This is a genomic window from Capnocytophaga periodontitidis (assembly GCF_016126015.1).
GTDB lineage: Bacteria > Bacteroidota > Bacteroidia > Flavobacteriales > Flavobacteriaceae > Capnocytophaga > Capnocytophaga periodontitidis.
This window is the reverse complement of record NZ_JAEFDB010000001.1, coordinates 655,229-677,224: the sequence shown is the minus strand read 5'-3', so window position 1 is coordinate 677,224 and position 21,996 is coordinate 655,229. Positions and strand designations below refer to the sequence as shown.

The following is a 21,996-nucleotide window of genomic DNA, read 5'->3' as shown; positions in this document are numbered from 1 at the left end:
GAATTGAATAATTTACAATTTGTTAAATAATGTTAATTGATGATTGTCAGTTATTAATTATTTATTATCTTTGCCCTCAAATAAATTTTTATGAAGAAATTAATCTTAATCACATTACTTTTAATGATCTCTTCTTGTAAAACGAATCCTTTTACAGGGAAGAGTACCCTTAACTTTATGCCTAATAGCAAAGTTTTTCCAATGGCATTTAGTCAATATTCCACCTTTTTAAATTCAAATAAGGTGTTGAAAGGCACTAATGATGCTGCTATGGTAAAGCGAGTGGGCGAACGTATAGCCAAAGCAGCCAAATTATGGCTCGATACCAATGGTTATCAAGGTTATTTAGATGATTATCGCTGGGAGTACAACTTAGTAGATAGTCCTGAAGTAAACGCTTGGTGTATGCCAGGGGGCAAAATTGTAGTTTATACAGGGATTTTACCTGTAACAAAAACCGAAGCAGGTTTAGCTGTGGTTATGGGACACGAGGTTGCACACGCTTTAGCTGATCACGGTGCACAACGTATGAGTGCAAGTACCTTACAACAAATAGGAGCTATAGCAGGTTCTATAGCTTTACAAAGCAGCAAATATGCCGCTTATACAGACCAGTTTATGCTGGCTTATGGCTTAGGTTCTAATTTAGGAGTGATGTTGCCTTTCAGCCGTTCCAATGAAACAGAGGCTGATGCTATAGGTATTCAAATTATGGCAATTGCGGGCTATGATCCTTCTGAAGCTCCTGAGTTATGGAAACGTATGGCAGCATTAAAAGGAGGTAAATCAACCAGTTCGTTACTTAGTACGCACCCTTCTGATGCTTCACGGATTAAAAATCTTACCGCCTTAGTGCCTAAAGCAAGAGCAGAAGCTGCTAAATTTGGTGTTACTAATTTTCAATAATTAGTAAATTTATCAATAGTTCCCATTCCTCCAAAGGCAGACAATCTACAAAATCGACAAAAAAATAAAGAAATATGCAACAAATTTACGACAAAATTAACGAGACGGCTCGCATCATACAGTCGTACATTACAGAACACACTCCAGAGTTTGCTATTATTTTAGGGTCTGGACTTCACAAATTAGAAGATGAAGTGGAAGTGATTTCGGAAATTAAATACAACAATATTCCTAACTTTCCTAAATCGACTGTAGCTGGACACAAAGGCAAACTTATTTATGGCAAAATAGAGAACCGTTATGTGTTGATGATGGCAGGGCGTGTGCACTATTACGAAGGCTATACAATGCAAGAAGTAACTTTTCCGATACGTGTGTTTGCACAATTAGGTATCAAGCGACTCATCGTTTCTAATGCTTCGGGAGGAGTGAATCCTAATTTTTCTATAGGAGATGTAATGGTGATTCGCGATCATATCAATATGTTTCCAGAACACCCTTTGCGAGGTAAGAACTTAGACCAGTTTGGGGTACGTTTTCCCGATATGAGCAAACCTTATAATCACGCTATGATAGCTGAATTAGAAAAAACAGCTAAAGAGCATAATATCAAACTTCAAAAAGGTGTGTATGTAGGGTTGCAAGGACCTTCGTTTGAAACGCCAGCCGAATATGGTATGGTGCGTATTTTAGGAGGTGATGCAGTAGGGATGAGTACTGTACCTGAAGTGATTGTAGCACGTCATCAAAATATGGAGGTGTGTGCCCTTTCAGTTATCACCGATTTAGGAGGTCCAGAAATTTCGCCAGATGTATCACACGAAGAAGTACTCAATGCAGCTAATATAGCAATGCCTAATGTAATTCTTTTAGTGAAAAATCTCATTAAAAACTACAGATAGTCTTTAGCTTTTTAGTCGTTAGTCGTTAGTAAAGAGATACTAACGACTAACGATTCATTATTAGCGACTAATCACTCATCTTCTCTTCAATCAGTTTTAATACCTTTTCAGGACAGCGCACTGGTCTAAAAGTTTTTGCATCTACAAATACTAATATGGTGTTAGCTATGGAAAGTAACTCTCCTCTTTCATTAAGAATCTCATAATCAAACTCAATTTTTGTAGAAGGCAATTCTTTTAGTTTGGTGCGAATGATAATCAACTCATCATATAGGGCTGGTTTTTTATATTGAATTTGCAAAGAAACCACAGGCATCATAACCCCTTCTTCTTCCATTGCTTTATAGGTAAAACCAATAGAGCGCAACCATTCCACTCTTCCCAATTCGAGGTATTGAGGATAATTTCCATAATATACTACCCCCATTTGGTCGGTTTCTGCATAGCGAGTACGCAGTACATAATCGAAGTGTAATTCTTTCATAATTAGATAGATATAAACATTAACAAAAGATTAACATCGTTCCCTTATAAAATAAATTCAGAAAAACAAATGTTAAATATTTTTTTTATTCAAAAATTATTCACAATTTTGCTGACTGAAAAAAGAACAGTTTTATCACCGGCAAAATTAGTAAAAAAATCTAATAATCAAATTTTTAGCTAAAAAGTAGCACCCTAAAAAATGAAAGAAGCAGCTGAAAAAGTTTGGAGTAAGTGTCTTGAATTTATAAAAGACAACATCACTGAGCAACAATTTAATACTTGGTTTGTTCCTATTATCCCTGTTGAATTAGAAGGGAACGCTTTGAAAATCAAAGTTCCAAGTAGATTCTTTTATGAATGGTTAGAAGAAAATTTTATTTCTCTTCTCAAATCGGCAATGACATTTACTTTGGGAGTAAACTCCCGCCTTGTGTATATTGTTGATAATCCACTTACTAAAGAACAACTTCCAAGTACAAATCGTCCAGAATTAGCAAAACAGACTTTGACTTTAGCTACTGAGACCAAAGACCCTGGGCTTAAAAATCCTTTTGTAATACCTGGAATTCGTGAGATAACTGTTGATCCTCAACTCAATTTACATCAAAACTTTGATAATTTTGTAGAAGGTGCTTCTAATCGTTTGGCACGTTCTGCAGGTATGGCAGTAGCCAATAAACCTGGTGGAACGGCTTTTAATCCACTATTTATTTTTGGAGGGGTAGGCTTAGGAAAAACTCACTTAGCTCACGCTATAGGGGTGGATATTAAAGAAAAATACCCCAAGAAAAAAGTGCTTTATGTTTCTGCTGAAAAGTTTACTCAACAGTTTATCAGTGCTTCTACAGCTAAAGACAAGGATAAAAATACTCTTAACGACTTTATTCACTTCTATCAGCTCATCGATGTACTTATCGTAGATGATATTCAATTCCTTTCGGGGAAGGTGAAAACTCAAGATGCTTTCTTTCATATCTTCAATCACCTACACCAAAACGGCAAGCAGGTAATCCTCACTTCGGATAAAGCTCCTGTAGATTTATTTGATATAGAACAACGTCTTCTTTCTCGTTTTAAATGGGGGCTTTCGGCTGAATTACAAACTCCTGATTACGAAACACGTTACAAGATTTTAGAAAATAAATTCTATAATGATGGAGCCGAAATAGGAGAAGATATAATTGCTTATTTGGCTGAAAATATACGTACGAATGTACGTGAATTAGAAGGGGTGAGCAACTCATTGATTGCACAAGCAGCGTTTAATCGCAAAGAATATTCTATAGAACTCGCACAAAGCATTATCGATAAATCGGTGAAAAATAATAAAAACGATTTGACTATTGACCACATTCAGCAAATTATAGCCGATTACTTCAATTTAGATATCGAATCACTACATTCCAAGACCCGTAAACGCAATGTAGTACAAGCTCGACAATTGGCAATGTTTTTCTCGAAGAAATACACTAAAAACTCACTTTCTACCATTGGAAGCCAGATAGGGCAACGTGATCACGCCACAGTGCTACACGCTTGCAAAACAGTGGAAAACTTAATAGAAACCGATCGCGCTTTCAAGAAATATGTGAGTGATTTAGAAACTAAATTCTCAGACTAATGCAAACCATATCTCAACTATTACCACAAGAAGAACGCTTAGCGGTGAGCAATGAGCAACAATCGTTGAAAATAGGACTTCCTAAAGAACGCACTTTTCAAGAGAAACGAATTTGCTTAACGCCTGATGAAGTGGCGGTATTAGTAACTAATGGTCACCAAATTCTCGTAGAGGCTGGGGCAGGTGAAGAAGCTCACTTTCCTGATGCTGATTACAGCGAGGCAGGTGCCGAAATTGTGTATGATACCGAAGCAGTTTTTGCTTGTCCAATGGTACTGAAGGTTGAGCCTCCTACTACTGAAGAACTCGCTTACTTCAATCCTCAAACAGTATTGTTTTCAACTTTACAACTCAATACACAAGATATATCCTATTTTGAGATGCTTACACAAAAGCAGATTACTGCTTTAGCTTTTGAATATATCAAAGATGAGGCTGAAAACTATCCTATACAACAATCGGTGGATGAGCTTACGGGTATAGCTGCTGTGCTTACTGCTTCAGAACTCATCACAGAAGAAAATCGACTTCTATTTGGAAATATTACAGGAGTACCTCCTATAGAGGTGGTACTTTTGGGAGCTAATAACATCACAGAAGCTGCTGCTAAAGCTGCCTTAGGATTAGGTGCTAATGTAAAGATATTTGCTTCCTCCCTTACCGATTTAAGGAAACTACGCACACATTTACCTTCTTCAGTATATACCGCAACCTTACAACCTCAATTACTTCGAGAATCTTTGAAGCGTTGTAACGTACTTATAGGAGCTATGACGGGAACTCATCGCTCACCTATAGTTGTTACAGAAGATATGGTACAACAGATGTCACGAGGCGCTGTGATTGTAGATACAAGTATAGGCAATGGAGGTTGTGTGGAAACAAGCGGACTTACAACTTTAGAACAACTCACCTTCACTAAATACGAAGTTGTACATTGCGGGGTACCTAATCTTTCTTCACGTTATGCCCGTACAGCTTCAACGTCGTTGAGTAATATTTTATTGCCTTACCTGCTGAAAATAGGAGAGGAGGGAGGAGTAGAAAACCTCTTACAAATAGATAAAGGTTTTAGAAACGGACTTTATTCTTACCACGGAATCCTTACCCATAGTACTGTTTCAGAATGGTTTGGATTGCCTTGTAAACCACTACATTTATTGTTTTTATAAGATATAAAAAGAGGGTGTCCAAAAAGTTTTATTTATGTGGGCGTTTGCAAAACGTCCCATAACATACTACAAAAATTATTGATAATCAAATTAATGGGTTTTGCCAAAGGTGCGATTCGCACAGACAATTTTAAACTTTGGCAAAGTGTAACGATAAAAAAGAGAATTAAGCATTTTTGCCTAATTCTCTTTTTTTATTTTATGTGTACTTCTGTTAATTTGCTACTTCACTGATAAATTTCAATCGGTAGATTCTTAGTTCATCATCTTCGTATTCACCGGCAAATTCTTTAGAAGCTAAAGATATTTTATCACTTTCAGCTTCCATAAAGTATTCGTGAAGCTCTTCTTGTTGTTCTTCATCAAAGATTTCGTTTACCCAATAGTCAATATTTAGCTTGGTACCGCTGTATACGATTTGTTCCATTTCTTTGAGAAATTCGTCCATCTCCAACCCTTTGGCTTGGGCGATGTCGGGCAATGGCAATTTGCGGTCTATATTCTGAATGATAAACAATTTTAGAGCCGAGTTAGACCCTGTAGTTTTTACAATTAAATCCTCAGCGCGTACAATATCATTTTCCTCTACATAACGCTCAATGAGTTTTACAAACTCACTACCGTATTTTTTAGCTTTGCCTTCTCCTATTCCGTGTACATTGGTAAGTTCCTGAATGGTAATAGGATATTTGAGAGCCATATCTTCGAGTGAAGGGTCTTGGAATACCACAAACGGAGGCACCCCTTTCTGTTTGGCTACCTTTTTGCGCAAATCTTTTAGCATATCAAGAAGTACAGGGTCGGCTGCTACAGCATTAGCACTGTTGATATCTTCCGGTTCTTCTTCATAACTATGGTCTTCAGTCATCATAAATGAAGGCACTTCTTTTAAGAATTCCTTTCCTTTATCGGTGATAAACATTACTCCGTAAGTTTCTATATCCTTGCGTATGAGTCCGTTTACCATTACTTGACGAAGGAGAGCCATCCAATAAGCATCGTCTTTATCTTTACCAATGCCAAAGAAGTCTTGCTCATCAATACGATGTGCTTTGATAAGAGCACTCACTTTACCGATAAGTGTATTTACAATTTCTTTAGCTTTGAACTTCTGTTTGGTAGCAATAATCACGTTGAGCAATTTTACTACATCATCTTTAGCTTCCTTCTTCTCTTTAGGAAAACGCACATTGTCGTCCATATTGGCACCTTCGCCATTTACCTCGTCAAACTCTTCACCAAAGTAATGCAAGATAAATTTACGACGTGAACTAGAGGTTTCGGCGTAAGCTACGATGTCCTGCAAGAGCGCTTGTCCTATCTCTTGCTCGGCTATAGGCTTGCCTATCATAAATTTTTCGAGTTTTTCTACATCTTTATAAGAATAGAAAGCTAAGCAATGCCCTTCACCACCATCACGACCGGCACGTCCTGTTTCTTGATAGTAACTTTCAATACTTTTTGGGATATCGTGGTGGATTACAAAGCGTACATCGGGTTTGTCAATACCCATACCAAAGGCGATGGTTGCTACCACCACATCTACCTCTTCCATTAAGAACATATCTTGGTGTTTGGCGCGTGTTTTGGCATCTAATCCCGCGTGGTAAGGTACCGCCGAAATACCGTTTACTTGTAAGGTTTGAGCAAGATCTTCTACCTTTTTACGGCTGAGACAGTATATAATTCCTGATTTTTTGCTGTTCTGTTTTACAAAACGGATAATATCGGCATCTACATTTTTGGTTTTAGGACGTACTTCATAATAGAGATTAGGGCGGTTGAATGATGATTTAAATACATTGGCTTCGAGCATTCCCAAATTTTTGAGGATATCCTCTTGCACTTTTGGGGTAGCTGTAGCTGTAAGCGCGACGATAGGGATATTGCTGCCCAGACGCTCAATAATGGTTTTGATATTGCGGTACTCAGGGCGGAAATCGTGTCCCCATTCAGAGATGCAATGCGCCTCGTCTACAGCGACAAAGGAGATAGGAACAGTTTTGAGAAAGTTAGCATATTCCTCTTTGATGAGGGACTCGGGGGCGACATATAACAATTTGGTTTTGCCAGCGCTGATATCCTCCATTACCTCGCGGATTTCGTTTTTGGTAAGAGAAGAGTTGAGTACGTGGGCAATACTATCGGTAGATGAAATACCACGCATCGCATCTACTTGGTTTTTCATCAAGGCGATAAGGGGGGAAATCACAATAGCAGTTCCCTCCAGAACTAAGGCAGGCAATTGGTAGCACAATGATTTACCACCACCTGTGGGCATAATTACAAAGGTATTTTCTTTGTTGATCACGCTGGTAATAATTTCTTCTTGATGCCCTTTGAACGCTTCAAACCCAAAGTAGTGTTTCAGGGCATTGTGTAAATCATTTTTTGTCATTTTCATATTAAATATTCTCCTGTTTTAGTGTTGAGTTTTTCTGTCATCAGATATATTTTACAAATATACGACATTTTTCTAAACCACAAAAATTTTTAATAAAAAAAGTGTTGCCCGTCAATTTCATCGAAAGAAGACAATCTGTAAAGAAGATAACTTGTGATTTAATACAAGTTGCACGGGCAGGTGCGAGCCGCACGGGCGATAATGGGAGGTGCGAGCCGCACGGGCAGGGATGGGAGGTGTGGGAGTAATGGGAGGTGTGGGAGAAGTATAGTTTTTATCTCCCACAAAGCCAGCGAGGGCTCACAGCTGGGTATGTGAACACGAATTTGCACGAAATAAGGACTGTAAAAAACTCTTTGCTTTACATTATCTCACGAATTTTCACCTGACGGTGAATTATTTTGTAAATCTTCGTTTTAGGCGATTCGTTTTGTATTTTCTCAACAATTCGCTTCATATTCTGCACAATAGTTTCCACCTCTATCCCACGAGAAATATCATTAATCCCGATGAGGATAAATATTTTGGTAGGTTTGCCTTTTACAATGGGGTCTAATCGGTCGTATACCTCTTCGGAAGTATCACCGCTAATCCCTCTGTTTTTGACTCGTTTTCGTGGGAAAAGTTCATTCCATTCAGCACCATTGGTAATACTATTGCCAATAAAAACAATGTCTTTTGGGGTGATAGCCAATTTGCTGAACAAACTAGCACGCTGCACATAAAAAGTTGAATACTTTTGAGTTTGAGCCTCGCTAAGTTGAGTGAGCAATACTGTAAAAAAAGCAATTAAAATACGTTTCATATCTTTGTAAATATTTTAAGATAAGTGCTGCAAATGTATTATAAAAAAGTTGAAAAGCCTAATAAAATCGGATAATACATTTATAATCGTTCTTTTACAAAAGTACTTACTGTAAGCCTATGCACCCCAAGAATACGCCCAATAGTCGAATACGATACTTTTTTCTCTAAAAGTTCCTTAATTTTCTTTTCTTGCCCTGTGAGTTTCGTTTTAGCGGACTTACTACCTTTAGGGCGACCGAGAACTACTCCCTCTGCTTTCTTGCGTGCCAACGCCTCTTTGGTACGCTGACTGATAAGGTTACGTTCAATCTCAGCAGATAGCCCAAAGGCAAACGCCAACACCTTGCTATTGATATCACTCCCCAAGCGGTAATTATCTTTAATTGTCCACACCTGAATATCGCGGTTCATACACTCATTAAGTACCCCCATAATCATCAAGAGGTTACGCCCCAAACGCGACAATTCTGAGCAAATAAGCACATCGCCTTTTTTCATTCTTTTAAGGAGTTTGCCGAGTTTTCTATTCTCTACTCTTGTCATACCCGAAATAGTTTCTTCTACCCAAACATCAATAGTTAGGCTGTTTTTCTCACAGAAATTACTAATTTCAAAACGTTGGTTTTCTACTGTTTGCTTATCGGAACTTACCCGAATATATCCATAAATCATTGTATAAGTAAATTTGATATTAATTTTAAATATACAAATTTTGTTAGAAATAATTGTATAACTTAAATAATATTGTCAATTTCTATAGATAAAAAGGAGTTAGGTATTTAGGGCAAATAATTTAGACAATTCTGGGTTTGACATTGTTATTGGGAACCCACCGTATGGATCTGACATTGATAAATGGGTTCCTATATTAAAAAAAATATATCCTGAAACTACTAAGAGTTTTACTGAAATATATAAAATATTTTTTCAAAAAGGAATAGAGCTTTTAAATAAAAAAGGTATATTAGCTTATATCACTCCTAATACATATTTATTACAACCAAGATATAAAGATTTACGCAAATTTTTATTACAATATGATTTGAATATAATCATTAATTTAGGTGAAAATGTGTTTAATAATGCTGTAGTTTCTACTGCTATTATAATTCTTGAAAAGAAAAAAGAAAGCAGTAAAATAAAAATAGCAGACCTTTCTACAAACTCAAAATTTTTAGGTTCATTTGATAAAATAGTTTTCTCAGAGATAGAACAAACAACTTTTAACGATACTGATAGCAATATATTTGGCATGAACATTAGGAGAAAAGCAGAAAATGAGTATTCTTTAGGCGAGATAATGGAGCTAAAAGATGCAGGAATTAACTATCAAAGAGTAAATGTGGGATTATCTGATAAAGGGAAATCAGATTTATCAAAACGTCTTTTATATAAAGGAGAAAAAGAAACTGAAAGTGATAAGGAATTTTGGAAAGGAGAAGATATTAATGCCTATTATATCATAGAAAATACAAACCGTTTTGTAAGAAATGATATTAAACTCAATGAAAATGAAAGAGTCATTTTAAATAGAAAATATTTTAAAATAATTCCTAAACTTATTTGGAGACAGACAGCTCAATATCCTATTTGTACAATAGATTATATAGGCATTTGGTTTGGACGAAGTATTCAAGCAGGAATTATAAAAGATTCTTTTATTAATAGAGTGTCATATGAATATCTTTGTGGTTTATTAAATTCTAAATACTTAAGGTATCTATATGAAAATAATGTAAGAGAAACAGGAAAAGTATTCCCTCAAGTAAAATTAGAAAAACTAAGACCTTTATCTATTATTATTTCTGAGAATCAATCTCCTATTGTTAATTTAGTAAATGAGGCTATTAAGGCAAAAAGAGAGAATCCTAAAGCTGATATTACAAATATAGAAAACCAAATAGATATCTTAGTCTATAAACTTTATAACCTAACGTATGAAGAGCTAAAAGTAATAGATCCTAATATTGAAAGTATTATATCAAAAGAAGAATATGAAACAAAAAAGTGAGTTAAAAAACTCACTTTTTTGTTAATCATTATCAGATAGTCTAAATTCAATTTCATAGTTTTTTATAAAATCTATTTCCTCTTGTGTAAGACCATACAAAGGGCAAATAAGATCATCTATTTGGTCTATGATGTGCTTTGATTTCTGAATTTTATATTCCTTAAATTCACTGATATGATAGCTTGAATCTTCTGTTACAGTCCTATTCTTAGCATTATTTTCTATATCAGCTAAGTATTTTTGATAAAGTTTTTCTAATGCTACAATATCTTTATCATTAAGATAGGGTATTGTAAAATTCTCTATTTCATAACTTTTCCAATTAAGATTGTCAGAATAAATCTGATAAAACCAAAAAGAAAGATTACTACTTAGTATTCCTCCAATAGAATTAGATAATTTAGAAGAAAATAATAGCATTTTTTCAGCAGAAGAACCTGTTGAATAATTTGTGACAACTTTAAAATATCTTCCTCCTGCAGCTCTATAATATATAGGACTTCCTTTCTCTGATAGATATTTAGATATAGTTTTTTGATTGAGTATTTTTGTTAAAATATTTCTTTCTATATTATAGCTGATTTTTGGAATACGCCCTAATAACATTAGATCTTTTGTTTCAACAAATTCTAAGTTATTGATAAGCTGTTCAAGATTAAAGTTTTTTCCTCTTCTATACATTTTAGTAGATAAAATACTCTCACAAGGTGTATTTGTTTTCACATATTGAATAATGGAAGTATTTACCATTGCATTTTCAAAAACAGGTTTAGGACGAACCGCATAAGAGGATAGCTTTATTGCTCTACAATTATTTCTTAATAGTTTATGAATTCCTGTTACAGCTTCACTTGATGTAATAGATATAGGCACTATAAAACCTAAATTTCCTCCTTTTTTCAATAGGTTATAGCCTAATTCAATAAAGAGTGTATACGTATCTAATGAACCTTTCTGTATTCCTTTAATGGTTTGAGCTGATATATATTTCTTCTTTAAAACCTCTTTGTCTTCTTGTGAAAGTTTAGCTCCATATGGTGGGTTCCCAATAACAATGTCAAACCCAGAATTGTCTAAATTATTTGCCCCTTTAAATACATCAGCAAAATATATATGCCACAAAAAAAAAGGTTTTTCATCTGTTTCTTGTAGTTTTATTATTTCCTTACGGCTTATATCTAATTTTGCTATCTCCTGCTCTAAGGATTCTTTTTCTCTTTCTTGCTTAAGAGTCAAAGTAGTATTTTTATATTTAGGAGTAATTTCTAACTTTAATCTTTCCAAATGATTTCTACGCAACTCCAAATTATAATCTATATGCTCCTGTATTTTGTTGTTAATTTGTTTTTTTAAACTCTTCTTTGTTTCAGCATCTGTAATACTAAAATATTTTTTGATATCTTGTTGCAAGCTTTCAGTAAAGTCTTTTTTGGTAAAGGTTATTCTAAGTTGTGGTTCTACATAGTTCCCAAATAGGTCTTTTTGTGCATTTTCAACAAGCATTAAATTGTTATTATCCTGTAAAAGGTTACTCAGATCTACTCCGTGATAGCTTTCTAACAAGCTATTTCCTTGCATAATCTTAAAGTCTAAGTTTGGAAGTGGCTGTGGAAGTTGTTCATCTACTACCAAACTTAACCAAAAGCGCAAGCGGGCTATGTCTACTGCACCTGCATCAATATCAACTCCATAGATATTTTGCTCAATGATATGTTTTTTAATCTGAGCATCGGTCTGTTCTGTTGTCACTCCTAATTGTTGCAAGGTAATTTTGATATAGTATATTTCTTGCAAAAGTCCCATAGGGAAGGCTCCAGACCCAATAGCAGGGTCACATATTTTTACGTTTTCTAAAGAGGTAGTAATAACATTCCCTTTTTCTTTTATATATTTTCTTTCCTCTTCATTAAGGGGTTGATGCTCTATTATTTTTGTAATAACATCTTTTGCTTTTTCTGATTGATTATTATCTGAAACTATTTTAGAAAGTAAAAAGGTTTTTAGACTTTCTTTACACATATAATGTACAATTTCTTTAGGGGTATAGAAAGCCCCCTTATCCTTATTATCTTCCAAAAGATTTTCAAAGATATGCCCTAGCATCTCAGGGTCTACAGCTACAGTATGTTCATTAGGAGCATCTTCATAGACGGTAAAGTTGTAGGAGTTAAAGGTATCAAAAAGTTCAGTAAAAATAGAGTAAGGCAAATTTACCTTATCAAAGTGTTGGTCTTGTGTTTTATCAAATAACCCTCCATTAAGATAAGGGAAACGCAAGTTATTTGTTTCACTCTCTGACTTTTTATCTGTAAAACATTCAAAAAATAATGGTAACAAACGTTTTTCATAAAAATAAGGTTGGTCTTCTTTAGGTGTTTCTTTATACAATTGGCATAAATAATCATAATTACCTTCTCCCCAATTTTTACCCTTAGGTACTGCTAACCAGCCTTTCTTTTGTATAAAGTACAAAAAGACAATCCGTCCCATCATTCGTTTTACAAAATCACGAACAGCTTTTTTATTTCCATTAAAAAGATTAGGATATTCCTTATTTTTAAAAGGTTGTGTTTCACTATCAGGATGTGGCATAGGATAATCTTTATAGTTCTTATAACCATCAAAATTAGGGTGTGGTTCGTGTTTCTTTATCTCAATATATTTTTTTGTTTTTTTATCCATTTCATAACGAACTCCTGTAATATGTTGTACAAAATCTTCATAGATATCCTTATATCTATCAAAGAAATCATTATTAAGTGCCTCTACTGCGAAGGCATTTTTAAAATCTTCTAACGAAAGTTCTTTTCCTACTAAAAGTTGAAGTCTATCTGTGGCTGTTTTTGTCTTTTCTCCTTCTCCTAACAAGTAAGTAAAGCGTTTTTCATTCGTAATTTCCTTAATAATCTTACCTTTCTCATCTACTTCTTTTATAATTTCGGAAATATATGACAATCGCCATTTATTTTCTTGTACAAAAACTACCAACACACCATCTACGTTATATTTGTAGATATTTTTCATCAATTGGCGAAGTCCTACTTTGTTGCGATATAGCAACATATCTTCACTAATATTTACTTGGTAAATACCAATAAGCCTCCCTTCGGTAGTTTCATAATTACCTAATTCATAAGCTTCTTTCACTTTTTCACTTTTAGAAAGCTCTATTCTTTGAGGTTTTTGCAATATAACTCCTGTACCTGAATTATGAGCAAAAAGTTCTTTCAAGAAGCTAATCCAATCTTCCTGACGATAAGGAGATGAGAGTATTTGTATTAAATCTTTCATACTATTTAATAAATGTTTCAGTGATTACTATTTCGGGTAATATATCCAATGCTTTTTCCTTATTATTTTTTATACTATCAAAAGATGATACTCCGTATTTATTAGCTAAATTCAGAATAAGTTGTTGTGCATTTCCAAATGTTATTTTTTGTTTATCTAACTGCTGTCTTATCTTCTTTATATCAGTAGGTATATTTGTAAAAGTACCTTTGTCAATAAGTTTGATAAGCTGATCGCAAGCTATTTTTAGTTCTTCGTTATTTAAAGTTCCTTTTATATCACGTAAGAATTTCTTAGCTTGCATTGTATTTCCATCTGCTTTATCAGTCGGGGTTACAGTTTCAATATTAGCTTGTATGGTATCGTTTTCGAACTTACTTTGTGCCAAATTTACATCTTTATAATGAGATGCTGGCACCTCAAAACCTTTCTCCAAAACAGTAGCTTCGAAGCGTTCGGCTGCTTCCAAAAAGTCAATACTTTCTATTTCTTCTTTTCCGTTCACTCTATAAAATTCACTTTTATAAGGTGATTTCATAAAAATGATAGAACCATTTTTTACATCATCAAATGGAGTGTTTTCGTTTTTACGAGCTGTACGGGCTTTGAAAGGAATGTTAGAAATACGTTTAAATTCCTTAGGGTTATTATCTTTAAATTCACGAATAAAACGCAGATAGTGCAAACGTTTGTCTTCTTCTCCTTCACCTCCTTCTTTAAAAAGCTCAAATTGTTCTACTAATTCTTCTTTAGAGAATACTTGTGCATCTTCTCCAAAAGCAGAATGGAAACCTTGCAGTTTAACATAAGCATTTTTGTACAACTTTATTTCTTCATCACCTTGTGCTGAAGGGTAAAAAATATAGTTATATACAATACCTGATTCACTTCCTATTCGGTTGATACGTCCGAGGCGTTGCATTAGCTTAGTAGCATTCCAAGGGGTATCATAATTTAACAATACATTAGCACGATGTAAGTTGATACCCTCAGCAAGCACATCGGTAGTAATGAGTATTTGCAAATCATTTCTTCGCTCTTTTGTATAGTTAGCATCAAAGTTAGCTTGAATATCATCAAATATTTTACTTCTATTTTCTGAAGAAACTTTCAATATTTTGTTAGGAGCTATTTTAGTTGAAAGTTTTTCTGTTAAATAATCAGCTGTATCATTACTTTCAGTAAAAATAATTAACTGTTGTGAAGGATTCTTTTCTTTATCAAGTAAAGTACTATTTAGAATACTAAATAACTTATCTATTTTAGGGTCATTCTTTATTTTTTCCCATTTTTCAAAAAGTGTTTTCAGTGAACTTGCATCTTTTTTTAATCCTTCTAAGAGAGCAGGATCAAAATCATCTGCCGAAAAGATATTATTTCTTGCATTTTTTGCATTTTTCTGAAGGATTATCTCTTCTATTTCCTCTTCCGAAAAACCTTTTTCATATAGAGTGTTGATATTTAAGTCAGGCGCAATATAAACTCTGTCATTTTCAAACATTTCAATCATCCGTTGGGTTGATTTTAATAAGTTCTCTAATGTTTTCTTAAATGCTACAAAACTACTTTCCAAACGCTTCACCATTAAAGTTTTCATAATACCCGCTAACGATTGAGATACTAATTCAGCTTTTTCATAGTATTTTTCTTGTATCTCTTTGTTCAAAAAGCGAATAGCCTGATAACGATAATAACCTATTTTATCATCATTTGTTAAGTTAAATATTGTATCATAAAACAATCTACCAAGAGGAATATCAAATTGGTATTCGATAGTTTGTAAAGGTGCAATTTCAGGGAAAATAATACCTTGGTCTTTTAAATCATCTAAATATTTAGGATATTTCTTAAGGTCTTTTCGTGTCCTGCGCACTGTAATCTCAGCTATTACTTTTTCACGAATTTGCTTATAGATATTCCTTACTTTTCCCATATCAGGAGTGGTAGTATTCATAATATCTTTGTATTCACGAATCAATGGAGCAAAGAAGTTTTGCAAATTATTTACTTTTTCCAAAGTACTTGTACGAATATCTTGGAATAGTTGTACTTGATAATAAAGATCTTCCGGACGGTTATTAAGAGGGGTCGCTGAAATAAGTATTACTTTTTTCTTATCTCCCTCTATAAGTCCTTCAGCTTTTCGTGGGGTTTTACAAATTCGTTGTAAGTAATCAAAACCTTGCGATCTATGATTGCGGTATTTATGCGCTTCATCTACTAAAATTAAATCATATTCATCTATTTCCCAATAGTTATCCAAATCTTTTTCATCTACTATTTTATTGAGACTACCATTGGTAATAAACTTAGTATTCTTATCTAACCTAAAATCTCTAAAAGTTTGCTTCCAGCTCTTTTCTACTGCTGGAGGAGTAACTACTAATATTTTAGTTTGTGCAAAACCATTGGCTATACAAAAACGTTTAGCTATCATCGAGGCTATAACTGTTTTTCCTAATCCAACCACATCAGCTAAGAAAAAACCATTGTGTTTTTGTAGCATGTCAAATCCTTGGTTTACAGCATCTATTTGATAACTTAACTTTTTGTAGGTTGAAGGCAAGTCACCCACTGTATTAGGATCGTAATCAATATTTTTTCCAAAATACTCTATAAGTAGTTTTATAAATATTTCAAAAGGAGTAAACGCTTGTCCAATATAAGTTTTCTTAATTAGTCCTTCTACATCAGCAGGAAGTAATACATCAGAGTCTTCCCATAGTTTATCAAACTCTTTTTTTGCAAATTCTACATCATCAAAGTCCTTTAAAGCTATATTCAATTCATAGTTAGGAGCTTTTTTACTACCAATACCTGCATCAGTAAGATTAGAAGAGCCCATTACTACCCAACCATCAGTGTATTCACTATGTTCTTTTGGTAAAATAATATAAAATTTAGCATGAATAGATTGACTATTGTGTACCCTTACTTCAATACGCTTATCTACAATATCTTGAATAAACTGCAAGATACTTTCTTCTACTTCTTTAGAGTATTGAGCTTCTTTTACATCCTCAATAAACCACTTTTCAAACTCTTCTTTAGTTTTATCCGAATTTTTAAAGTAGAGAATTCCTCTTTTTTGAGCATCAGCTATAAGAGTATCTACATTGATACCCACTAATATCTTAACTTCTTCTACTTCTTTTAGCATTTCACGCATTTTGAAGTAGCCTGAAGAACGAAAATAAGCTGAAACAGCTTTGAAAGCAGCTGGCTTCATTGCTTGAATAATACCCTCAAACTTTTTGAATAAGGTATTCCCTTCAGTATTGGTAAAAAACTTTGAACTCATAATCAAGTTGTTATATATTTTGTATAAAATAAAGATGTCTTTATTTTATACAGTGCGGCAAATGTAGTGTAAAAAAGTTGAATAACCTAATGAAATTAGTTTTTTTTGAGAGAGTTTTAGAGAGGATAAGTTTGATAGTAGGATGAGGTAGGACGAGTCAGACAAGTAGGATGGGGCGGAGTAATGTGAGGTGCGAGCCGCACGAGCAGGTAGAGGGAGGGGCAGACGGGTCAGACGAGGCGAAGTAAAGGAGAAGTAGGAGCTGCGCGTAATAATGGGGGAGAGGGACTTGGGGGTGAGGATTATACTGCTTTGATGGCTTTTTCAAAAGGGATGCGATGGGCGATGCTGCGACCTAAGGTTACTTCATCGGTGTATTCGAGTTCGCTGCCTACAGCTATGCCGCGTGCTATGGTGGAGATAGTGATGTGATAGGGCTCTACTTGTTTGTAGATATAGAAGTTGGTTGTATCACCTTCCATAGTGTTGCTCAGGGCGAGAATGAGTTCTGTTACTTTGCCTGCTTTTACTTTTTCTATCAGTGATGCGATGTGTAAATTGGAGGGGGTAATCCCATCAATGGGGGATATTTTGCCTCCTAAGACGTGATACTGCCCTCTGAATTGTCCTGTGTTCTCTATTGCCATTACATCGCGGAAATCCTCTACAACACAGATGATGCCTGTGTCACGAGTGGGATTGGCACATATTTCGCAAAGGTCGACATCGGAAATGTTATGGCAGTTTTTGCAATACTGTATATGGGTGCGCAAAGCTACAATGGCTTGTGCTAACTGCAAGGATTGCTCTTCGGGTTGTTTGAGCAGGTGTAAGGCTAAACGCAAGGCGGTGCGCTTGCCTATAGAGGGCAATTGTGCTATTTCGTATACGGCGTTTTCTAAGAGTTTAGATGAGAAGTCCATTTTAGGAGATAGTAGTTAGGGGTTAGGAGATAGTTTGTGAGCAACTTTTGTGCAAGCCTCATCAATGAGCTGATAGACGTTTTCAAAATCGGCTTCTGTACCATAATAAGGGTCGGGGATTTCACGTTGTGCCATTCCTCCTAAAGCATCGGCTAAAAAATGTACTTTAGCGCGTTCTTTTTCGTTCTTAGCAAGACGGATCACGTTTTGGTAGTTACTTCTGTCCATTACGAAGATATAATCGAAGTGTGAGAAATCTTTGGCAGAAAATTGTCGTCCTCTAAGCATAGAGATGTCTATTCCGTGTTGTTTACCAGAAGCAATAGAACGATCATCAGGGGCATCACCGACGTGATAATTGGCAGTACCAGCTGAATCTACTTCAAAGTTATCGGAAGGGAGCTTGCTTCTCATCACACCTTCGGCTAAAGGTGAACGGCAAATATTACCTAAGCAAACCATTAGTATTTTTGTTTTTGACATTTTGTTTTAATTTTATTGATGATCAAATTACTGAAAAATGAAGTTTTGGGAGTATCTCAGAGAGACTTGGAGAGAAATTGATAAATTTTTTATCTATAGAGTCCCAGTTTATCGATATATTGCCATACTTTTTCAGGGAGTAATGGACGTATATTGCGCCCTACTTTGAGTTCTTCACGTATAAAAGTAGCAGAGAGTTCAATAATAGGGGCATTTATACGAGTGATTTGTGGGTGATTGATTAAGGATTGGGGGATATCTCCCTCTGAAATACGAGGATATACATAAATAGGGTAATTAGCTAAAATATACTCGTAGTTTTTCCATTTGTGAAAGCTCTTTAGGTTGTCTTCACCCATAATTAAGGCAAAGTTAGCTTGAGGGTGTTTTTCTTCCAAATAGGCTAAAGTGTTTACTGTATAATTGGGTTGAGGCAACTGAAATTCGATGTTTGAAGCTCTTAACTTGGGATATTCTTCTATTGCCAAATTTGTCATTTCTAACCTCAAGTGGTTGTCTAACAGCGATTGTTTTTCTTTAAAAGGGTTTTGAGGAGTTATGACTAACCACAATTCGTCCATTGCACTGTGTTCTACCAGATGATTAGCAATGATGAGATGCCCAATATGGATAGGGTTGAATGATCCAAAGAATAAGCCTATTTGTTTTTTCATCGATTGATAAATTCGGTTACTATACGTTCAGCCTCTTGTAGGGCTTGTTGCAAATCGTCGTTTTTGATAATTACATCAAATTGATGGGCAGTTGCCATTTCTTGTTCAGCTTTGTTGAGGCGCATTTGTATTTTTTCTTCTGTTTCGGTTTTGCGATTGCGCAAACGCTCTTCTAAGGCAACGAGGCTTGGTGGTTCTACAAAAATTGCCAAGGTTTGGTCAGGATATTTTTTTTTCAAGCGGAGACCTCCAGCAACATCAAGGTCAAATACTACATTTTTACCATTTGCCCAAAGACGTTCTACTTCAGATTTTAGGGTGCCATAGTAACAGCCAGCATATACTTCTTCCCATTCCATAAAATCATCGTGCTGTATGCGATTTTTGAACTCATCGGCTGAAAGGAAATAGTATTCTTTGCCGTGTTGTTCCACACCGCGAGGTGCGCGAGAGGTAGCCGAAATAGAAAAGGCTAAGTTAAGTTTTTCAAGAGATAACAAGTGTTTTACTATGGTAGTTTTGCCACTCCCTGAGGGAGCTGAGAAAATAATTAGTTTGTTCATTTTTTAATTAGCAAATTGGTAAATTAGCAAATTATAATACGTTTAATACTTGTTCTTTAATTTTTTCGAGTTCGTCTTTCATTTGGACAACTAACTGTTGCATAGGGGCAAAGTTAGCTTTAGATCCTAAGGTATTTACCTCTCGTCCAATTTCTTGAGCAATAAAGCTCAGTTTTCGTCCGTTAGATTCTTCGCTATGGAGGGTTTCTAGAAAATAGTCTAAGTGCTTTTTGAGTCGGATTTTTTCTTCGGTAATATCCAATTTTTCTAAATAGAAAATAAGTTCTTGTTCAAAGCGATTGGCATCTACATTTTGGATATCGGCAACTGCTTTTTCAAGGCGTTCGCGTATCAAAGCTAAGCGCTCTTCGTCAAGACCTTGTACTTCTTGTAATAGGCGGTTGATATTGTTAATTCGTAATACAAAATCTTTCTCTAACACTTTACCTTCCTGAGTACGAAAGTTTTGCAAATCGGCAATGGCAAGGTTGATATGTTGAAAAATAACAGAAAGTTCTTCTTCAGAAATACTTTCGGAAGTGGTTTGCAAGGCATCAGGCATACGCACTGCCATTTTAAGCAACTCGGTAAGGTCGCCATCCACAATCGCACGCATTTGTTCTATGTACGATTTTACGATGTTAGGATTGATTTTAGAAGGTGTTTGAGTACCTGTATTTTCTATGAAGATGCTAAAATCTACTTTTCCGCGTTGCAATTGTTCAGCAATAAGTTTGCGAAAGTCGAGTTCTTTTTCGCGATATACCTGAGGAATACGCGTGTTGATATCAATACTTTTGCTATTTAAAGATTTGATTTCTATACTGATATGTTTATCGGCAAGAGATAACACGCTCTTTCCGAATCCTGTCATTGATTGTATCATACTATTTATTTTCTTTTCAGTACTTTTTGAACTGCTTTTAAAATACCCTCTTTATCTAACCCATATTTTTGCATAAGTTGAGTAGGTGTACCGCTTTCACCAAAGGTGTCGTTTACGGCAACAAACTCTTGTGGAGTAGGGTAGTGTTGTGTAAGTACACGAGCTACACTTTCACCCAGACCTCCGTAGTAATTATGTTCTTCACAAGTAACGATTGCTTTGGTTTTCTTTACAGAATTGAGGATGATTTCTTCGTCTAAAGGTTTGATAGTATGGATATTAATCACTTCGACAGAGATATCTTGTTGTTCTAAGGCTTCACAAGCTAAAAGCGCTTCCCAAACTAAATGACCTGTAGCAACGATGGTAACATCAGAACCTTCGTTTAGCAAGATTCCTTTGCCTATTTCAAAAGTTTGGTTTTCAGGAGTGAAGTTAGCCACAGTAGGACGACCGAAGCGGAGGTATACGGGACCTACATAATCGGCAATAGCAAGGGTTGCTGCTTTAGTTTGATTGTAGTCACAAGGATTGATAACCACCATATTAGGCAACATTTTCATCAGTCCGATGTCCTCCAATATTTGGTGAGTAGCCCCGTCTTCGCCTAAGGTAAGTCCGGCGTGAGAGGCGCATATTTTTACATTTTTATTAGAATAGGCAATTGATTGACGTATTTGGTCATAAACACGACCTGTAGAGAAAGCTGCGAAAGTGCCTGTAAAGGGGATTTTACCACCGATAGTAAGACCAGCAGCAATGCCCATCATATTAGCTTCAGCAATACCTATTTGGAAGAAACGGGTAGGGTTTTCTTCAATAAATTTTTCCATTTTTAGGGAGCCAATCAAGTCGGCACAAAGGGCTACTACGTTAGGGTTTTTGCGACCTAATTCGGCAAGCCCAGCGCCGAAGCCACTTCGGGTATCTTTTTTTCCTGTATCGATATATTTTTTCATTGGAAAAATGAGTGTTAATGTTATTGAGCGACAAAGGTAATGCTTTTTATTAATTTCTCCTAATAAAAAGTTTAATTTACATATAAATCGATAAGACCGTCGGGGGTTTTTACGATGATTTTTTGGTTAGGGCGATCTACTTTTTCAATAAACTCATCGTTCATAGGGATGAGAATTTCTTTACCGTTTTCATTTTCTATTTCGAATAACGGTTGAAAAGTAGTATCGTTGATACTCACAATTTTACCTACTTTCCCATATTTTACATCTTCAACCTCAAATCCTATTACTTCGTGGTAATAGAACTTATTACCCGAAAGTTTAGGAAGAGCTGCTAAGGGCAAGTAGATTTTGTGTTTTAGCAAAGCATCGGCATCGGCTTCGCTATTAACTTCTTCAAATTTTACACGAAGTAAATCGGATTTGTGCAAAGAGCTTTTTTCAACAAAAAAAGGAACCAGATTATTGCCTAAAGCAATAAAAACTGATTCCAATTCTTCGTACATTTCGGGGTCGTCAGAATCTAATTTGATGAGCACTTCCCCTTTAAAGCTAAACTTTGACACAATTGTTCCTACATAAAAACAATCTTTAATGGTCATATTAT

18 protein-coding genes and 1 pseudogene are annotated in these 21,996 nt (G+C 35.2%); 6 read left to right on the top strand and 13 right to left on the bottom strand.

Features of this window, described 5'->3' with window-relative positions; translation table 11 throughout:
- Nucleotides 1–90: 90 nt before the first annotated feature.
- The gene (locus I7X29_RS03315) at nt 91–906 is read left to right on the top strand and encodes a M48 family metallopeptidase (protein ID WP_088594150.1); all 816 of its coding nucleotides are present in this window, start codon (nt 91–93) and stop codon (nt 904–906) included.
- A gap of 74 nt (nt 907–980) precedes the next feature.
- A complete protein-coding gene (locus I7X29_RS03310; protein WP_198466066.1) occupies nt 981–1,808 on the top strand; it encodes a purine-nucleoside phosphorylase in 828 nt (275 codons plus the stop codon).
- A 67-nt stretch (nt 1,809–1,875) separates the two neighbouring features.
- Here the strand turns inward: I7X29_RS03310 and I7X29_RS03305 are convergent, their stop codons facing one another.
- Nucleotides 1,876–2,292 (bottom strand): acyl-CoA thioesterase, encoded by a 417-nt coding sequence (locus I7X29_RS03305; RefSeq protein ID WP_198472815.1) that lies wholly within the window; start codon nt 2,290–2,292, stop codon nt 1,876–1,878.
- Between the two features lie 201 nt (nt 2,293–2,493).
- Here I7X29_RS03305 and dnaA point away from each other — a divergent pair, with 201 nt between their 5' ends.
- Complete coding sequence (gene dnaA, locus I7X29_RS03300; RefSeq protein ID WP_198472814.1) at nt 2,494–3,915, top strand: chromosomal replication initiator protein DnaA; 1,422 nt, start codon at nt 2,494–2,496, stop codon at nt 3,913–3,915.
- A complete protein-coding gene (locus I7X29_RS03295; RefSeq protein WP_198472813.1) occupies nt 3,915–5,087 on the top strand; it encodes an alanine dehydrogenase in 1,173 nt (390 codons plus the stop codon). The genes dnaA and I7X29_RS03295 overlap by 1 nt, the downstream gene beginning before the upstream one ends.
- A 214-nt stretch (nt 5,088–5,301) precedes the next feature.
- Here I7X29_RS03295 and recQ read toward each other — a convergent pair whose 3' ends face one another.
- From recQ to I7X29_RS03280, 3 genes are all read right to left on the bottom strand, one after another.
- Nucleotides 5,302–7,491 carry a DNA helicase RecQ gene (recQ, locus tag I7X29_RS03290; protein WP_009413644.1) on the bottom strand — a complete coding sequence of 730 codons (2,190 nt, stop codon included), beginning with the start codon at nt 7,489–7,491 and terminating at the stop codon, nt 5,302–5,304.
- Nucleotides 7,492–7,852: 361 nt separating this feature from the next.
- Nucleotides 7,853–8,296, bottom strand: a complete 444-nt coding sequence (locus I7X29_RS03285; protein WP_198472812.1) for a GDSL-type esterase/lipase family protein — start codon at nt 8,294–8,296, stop codon at nt 7,853–7,855.
- Nucleotides 8,297–8,376: 80 nt separating this feature from the next.
- Nucleotides 8,377–8,970 (bottom strand): master DNA invertase Mpi family serine-type recombinase, encoded by a 594-nt coding sequence (locus tag I7X29_RS03280; protein ID WP_198472811.1) that lies wholly within the window; start codon nt 8,968–8,970, stop codon nt 8,377–8,379.
- A 133-nt stretch (nt 8,971–9,103) separates the two neighbouring features.
- Here I7X29_RS03280 and I7X29_RS15305 point away from each other — a divergent pair.
- Both I7X29_RS15305 and I7X29_RS03275 read left to right on the top strand, forming a co-directional pair.
- Nucleotides 9,104–9,487, top strand: a pseudogene (locus I7X29_RS15305) (Eco57I restriction-modification methylase domain-containing protein); the annotation flags it as partial.
- Between the two features lie 63 nt (nt 9,488–9,550).
- Nucleotides 9,551–10,309 carry a TaqI-like C-terminal specificity domain-containing protein gene (locus I7X29_RS03275; RefSeq protein ID WP_317191523.1) on the top strand — a complete coding sequence of 253 codons (759 nt, stop codon included), beginning with the start codon at nt 9,551–9,553 and terminating at the stop codon, nt 10,307–10,309.
- A 21-nt stretch (nt 10,310–10,330) separates the two neighbouring features.
- On the opposite strand, the gene I7X29_RS03270 is transcribed toward I7X29_RS03275, so the two are convergent.
- The 9 genes from I7X29_RS03270 to rimM all read right to left on the bottom strand — a co-directional run bounded on the left by I7X29_RS03270 (nt 10,331) and on the right by rimM (nt 21,991).
- Entirely contained in the window at nt 10,331–13,600 is a 3,270-nt protein-coding gene (locus I7X29_RS03270) for an Eco57I restriction-modification methylase domain-containing protein (RefSeq protein WP_198472809.1), read from the bottom strand.
- A 1-nt stretch (nt 13,601) separates the two neighbouring features.
- Nucleotides 13,602–16,901, bottom strand: a complete 3,300-nt coding sequence (locus I7X29_RS03265; protein ID WP_198472808.1) for a helicase-related protein — start codon at nt 16,899–16,901, stop codon at nt 13,602–13,604.
- 302 nt (nt 16,902–17,203) lie between these two features.
- Complete coding sequence (gene recR / locus I7X29_RS03260) at nt 17,204–17,824, bottom strand: recombination mediator RecR (protein WP_198472807.1); 621 nt, start codon at nt 17,822–17,824, stop codon at nt 17,204–17,206.
- A gap of 15 nt (nt 17,825–17,839) precedes the next feature.
- Nucleotides 17,840–18,307: a low molecular weight protein-tyrosine-phosphatase gene (locus tag I7X29_RS03255; protein ID WP_198466058.1), complete on the bottom strand. Its 468-nt coding sequence runs from the start codon at nt 18,305–18,307 to the stop codon at nt 17,840–17,842.
- 89 nt (nt 18,308–18,396) lie between these two features.
- Entirely contained in the window at nt 18,397–18,981 is a 585-nt protein-coding gene (gene nadD, locus I7X29_RS03250; protein WP_198466057.1) for a nicotinate (nicotinamide) nucleotide adenylyltransferase, read from the bottom strand.
- Nucleotides 18,978–19,544 carry a guanylate kinase gene (gene gmk, locus I7X29_RS03245; protein WP_198466056.1) on the bottom strand — a complete coding sequence of 189 codons (567 nt, stop codon included), beginning with the start codon at nt 19,542–19,544 and terminating at the stop codon, nt 18,978–18,980. Before gmk ends, nadD begins: the two co-directional genes overlap by 4 nt.
- A gap of 31 nt (nt 19,545–19,575) precedes the next feature.
- On the bottom strand, nt 19,576–20,430 hold the full coding sequence (locus I7X29_RS03240; protein ID WP_009413655.1) for a YicC/YloC family endoribonuclease: 855 nt from the start codon (nt 20,428–20,430) through the stop codon (nt 19,576–19,578).
- A 5-nt stretch (nt 20,431–20,435) separates the two neighbouring features.
- Nucleotides 20,436–21,389, bottom strand: a complete 954-nt coding sequence (locus I7X29_RS03235; RefSeq protein WP_198472806.1) for a transketolase family protein — start codon at nt 21,387–21,389, stop codon at nt 20,436–20,438.
- A 71-nt stretch (nt 21,390–21,460) separates the two neighbouring features.
- Nucleotides 21,461–21,991, bottom strand: coding sequence for a ribosome maturation factor RimM (gene rimM, locus I7X29_RS03230; protein WP_198472805.1), 531 nt, complete (start codon nt 21,989–21,991; stop codon nt 21,461–21,463).
- Nucleotides 21,992–21,996 lie beyond the last annotated feature (5 nt).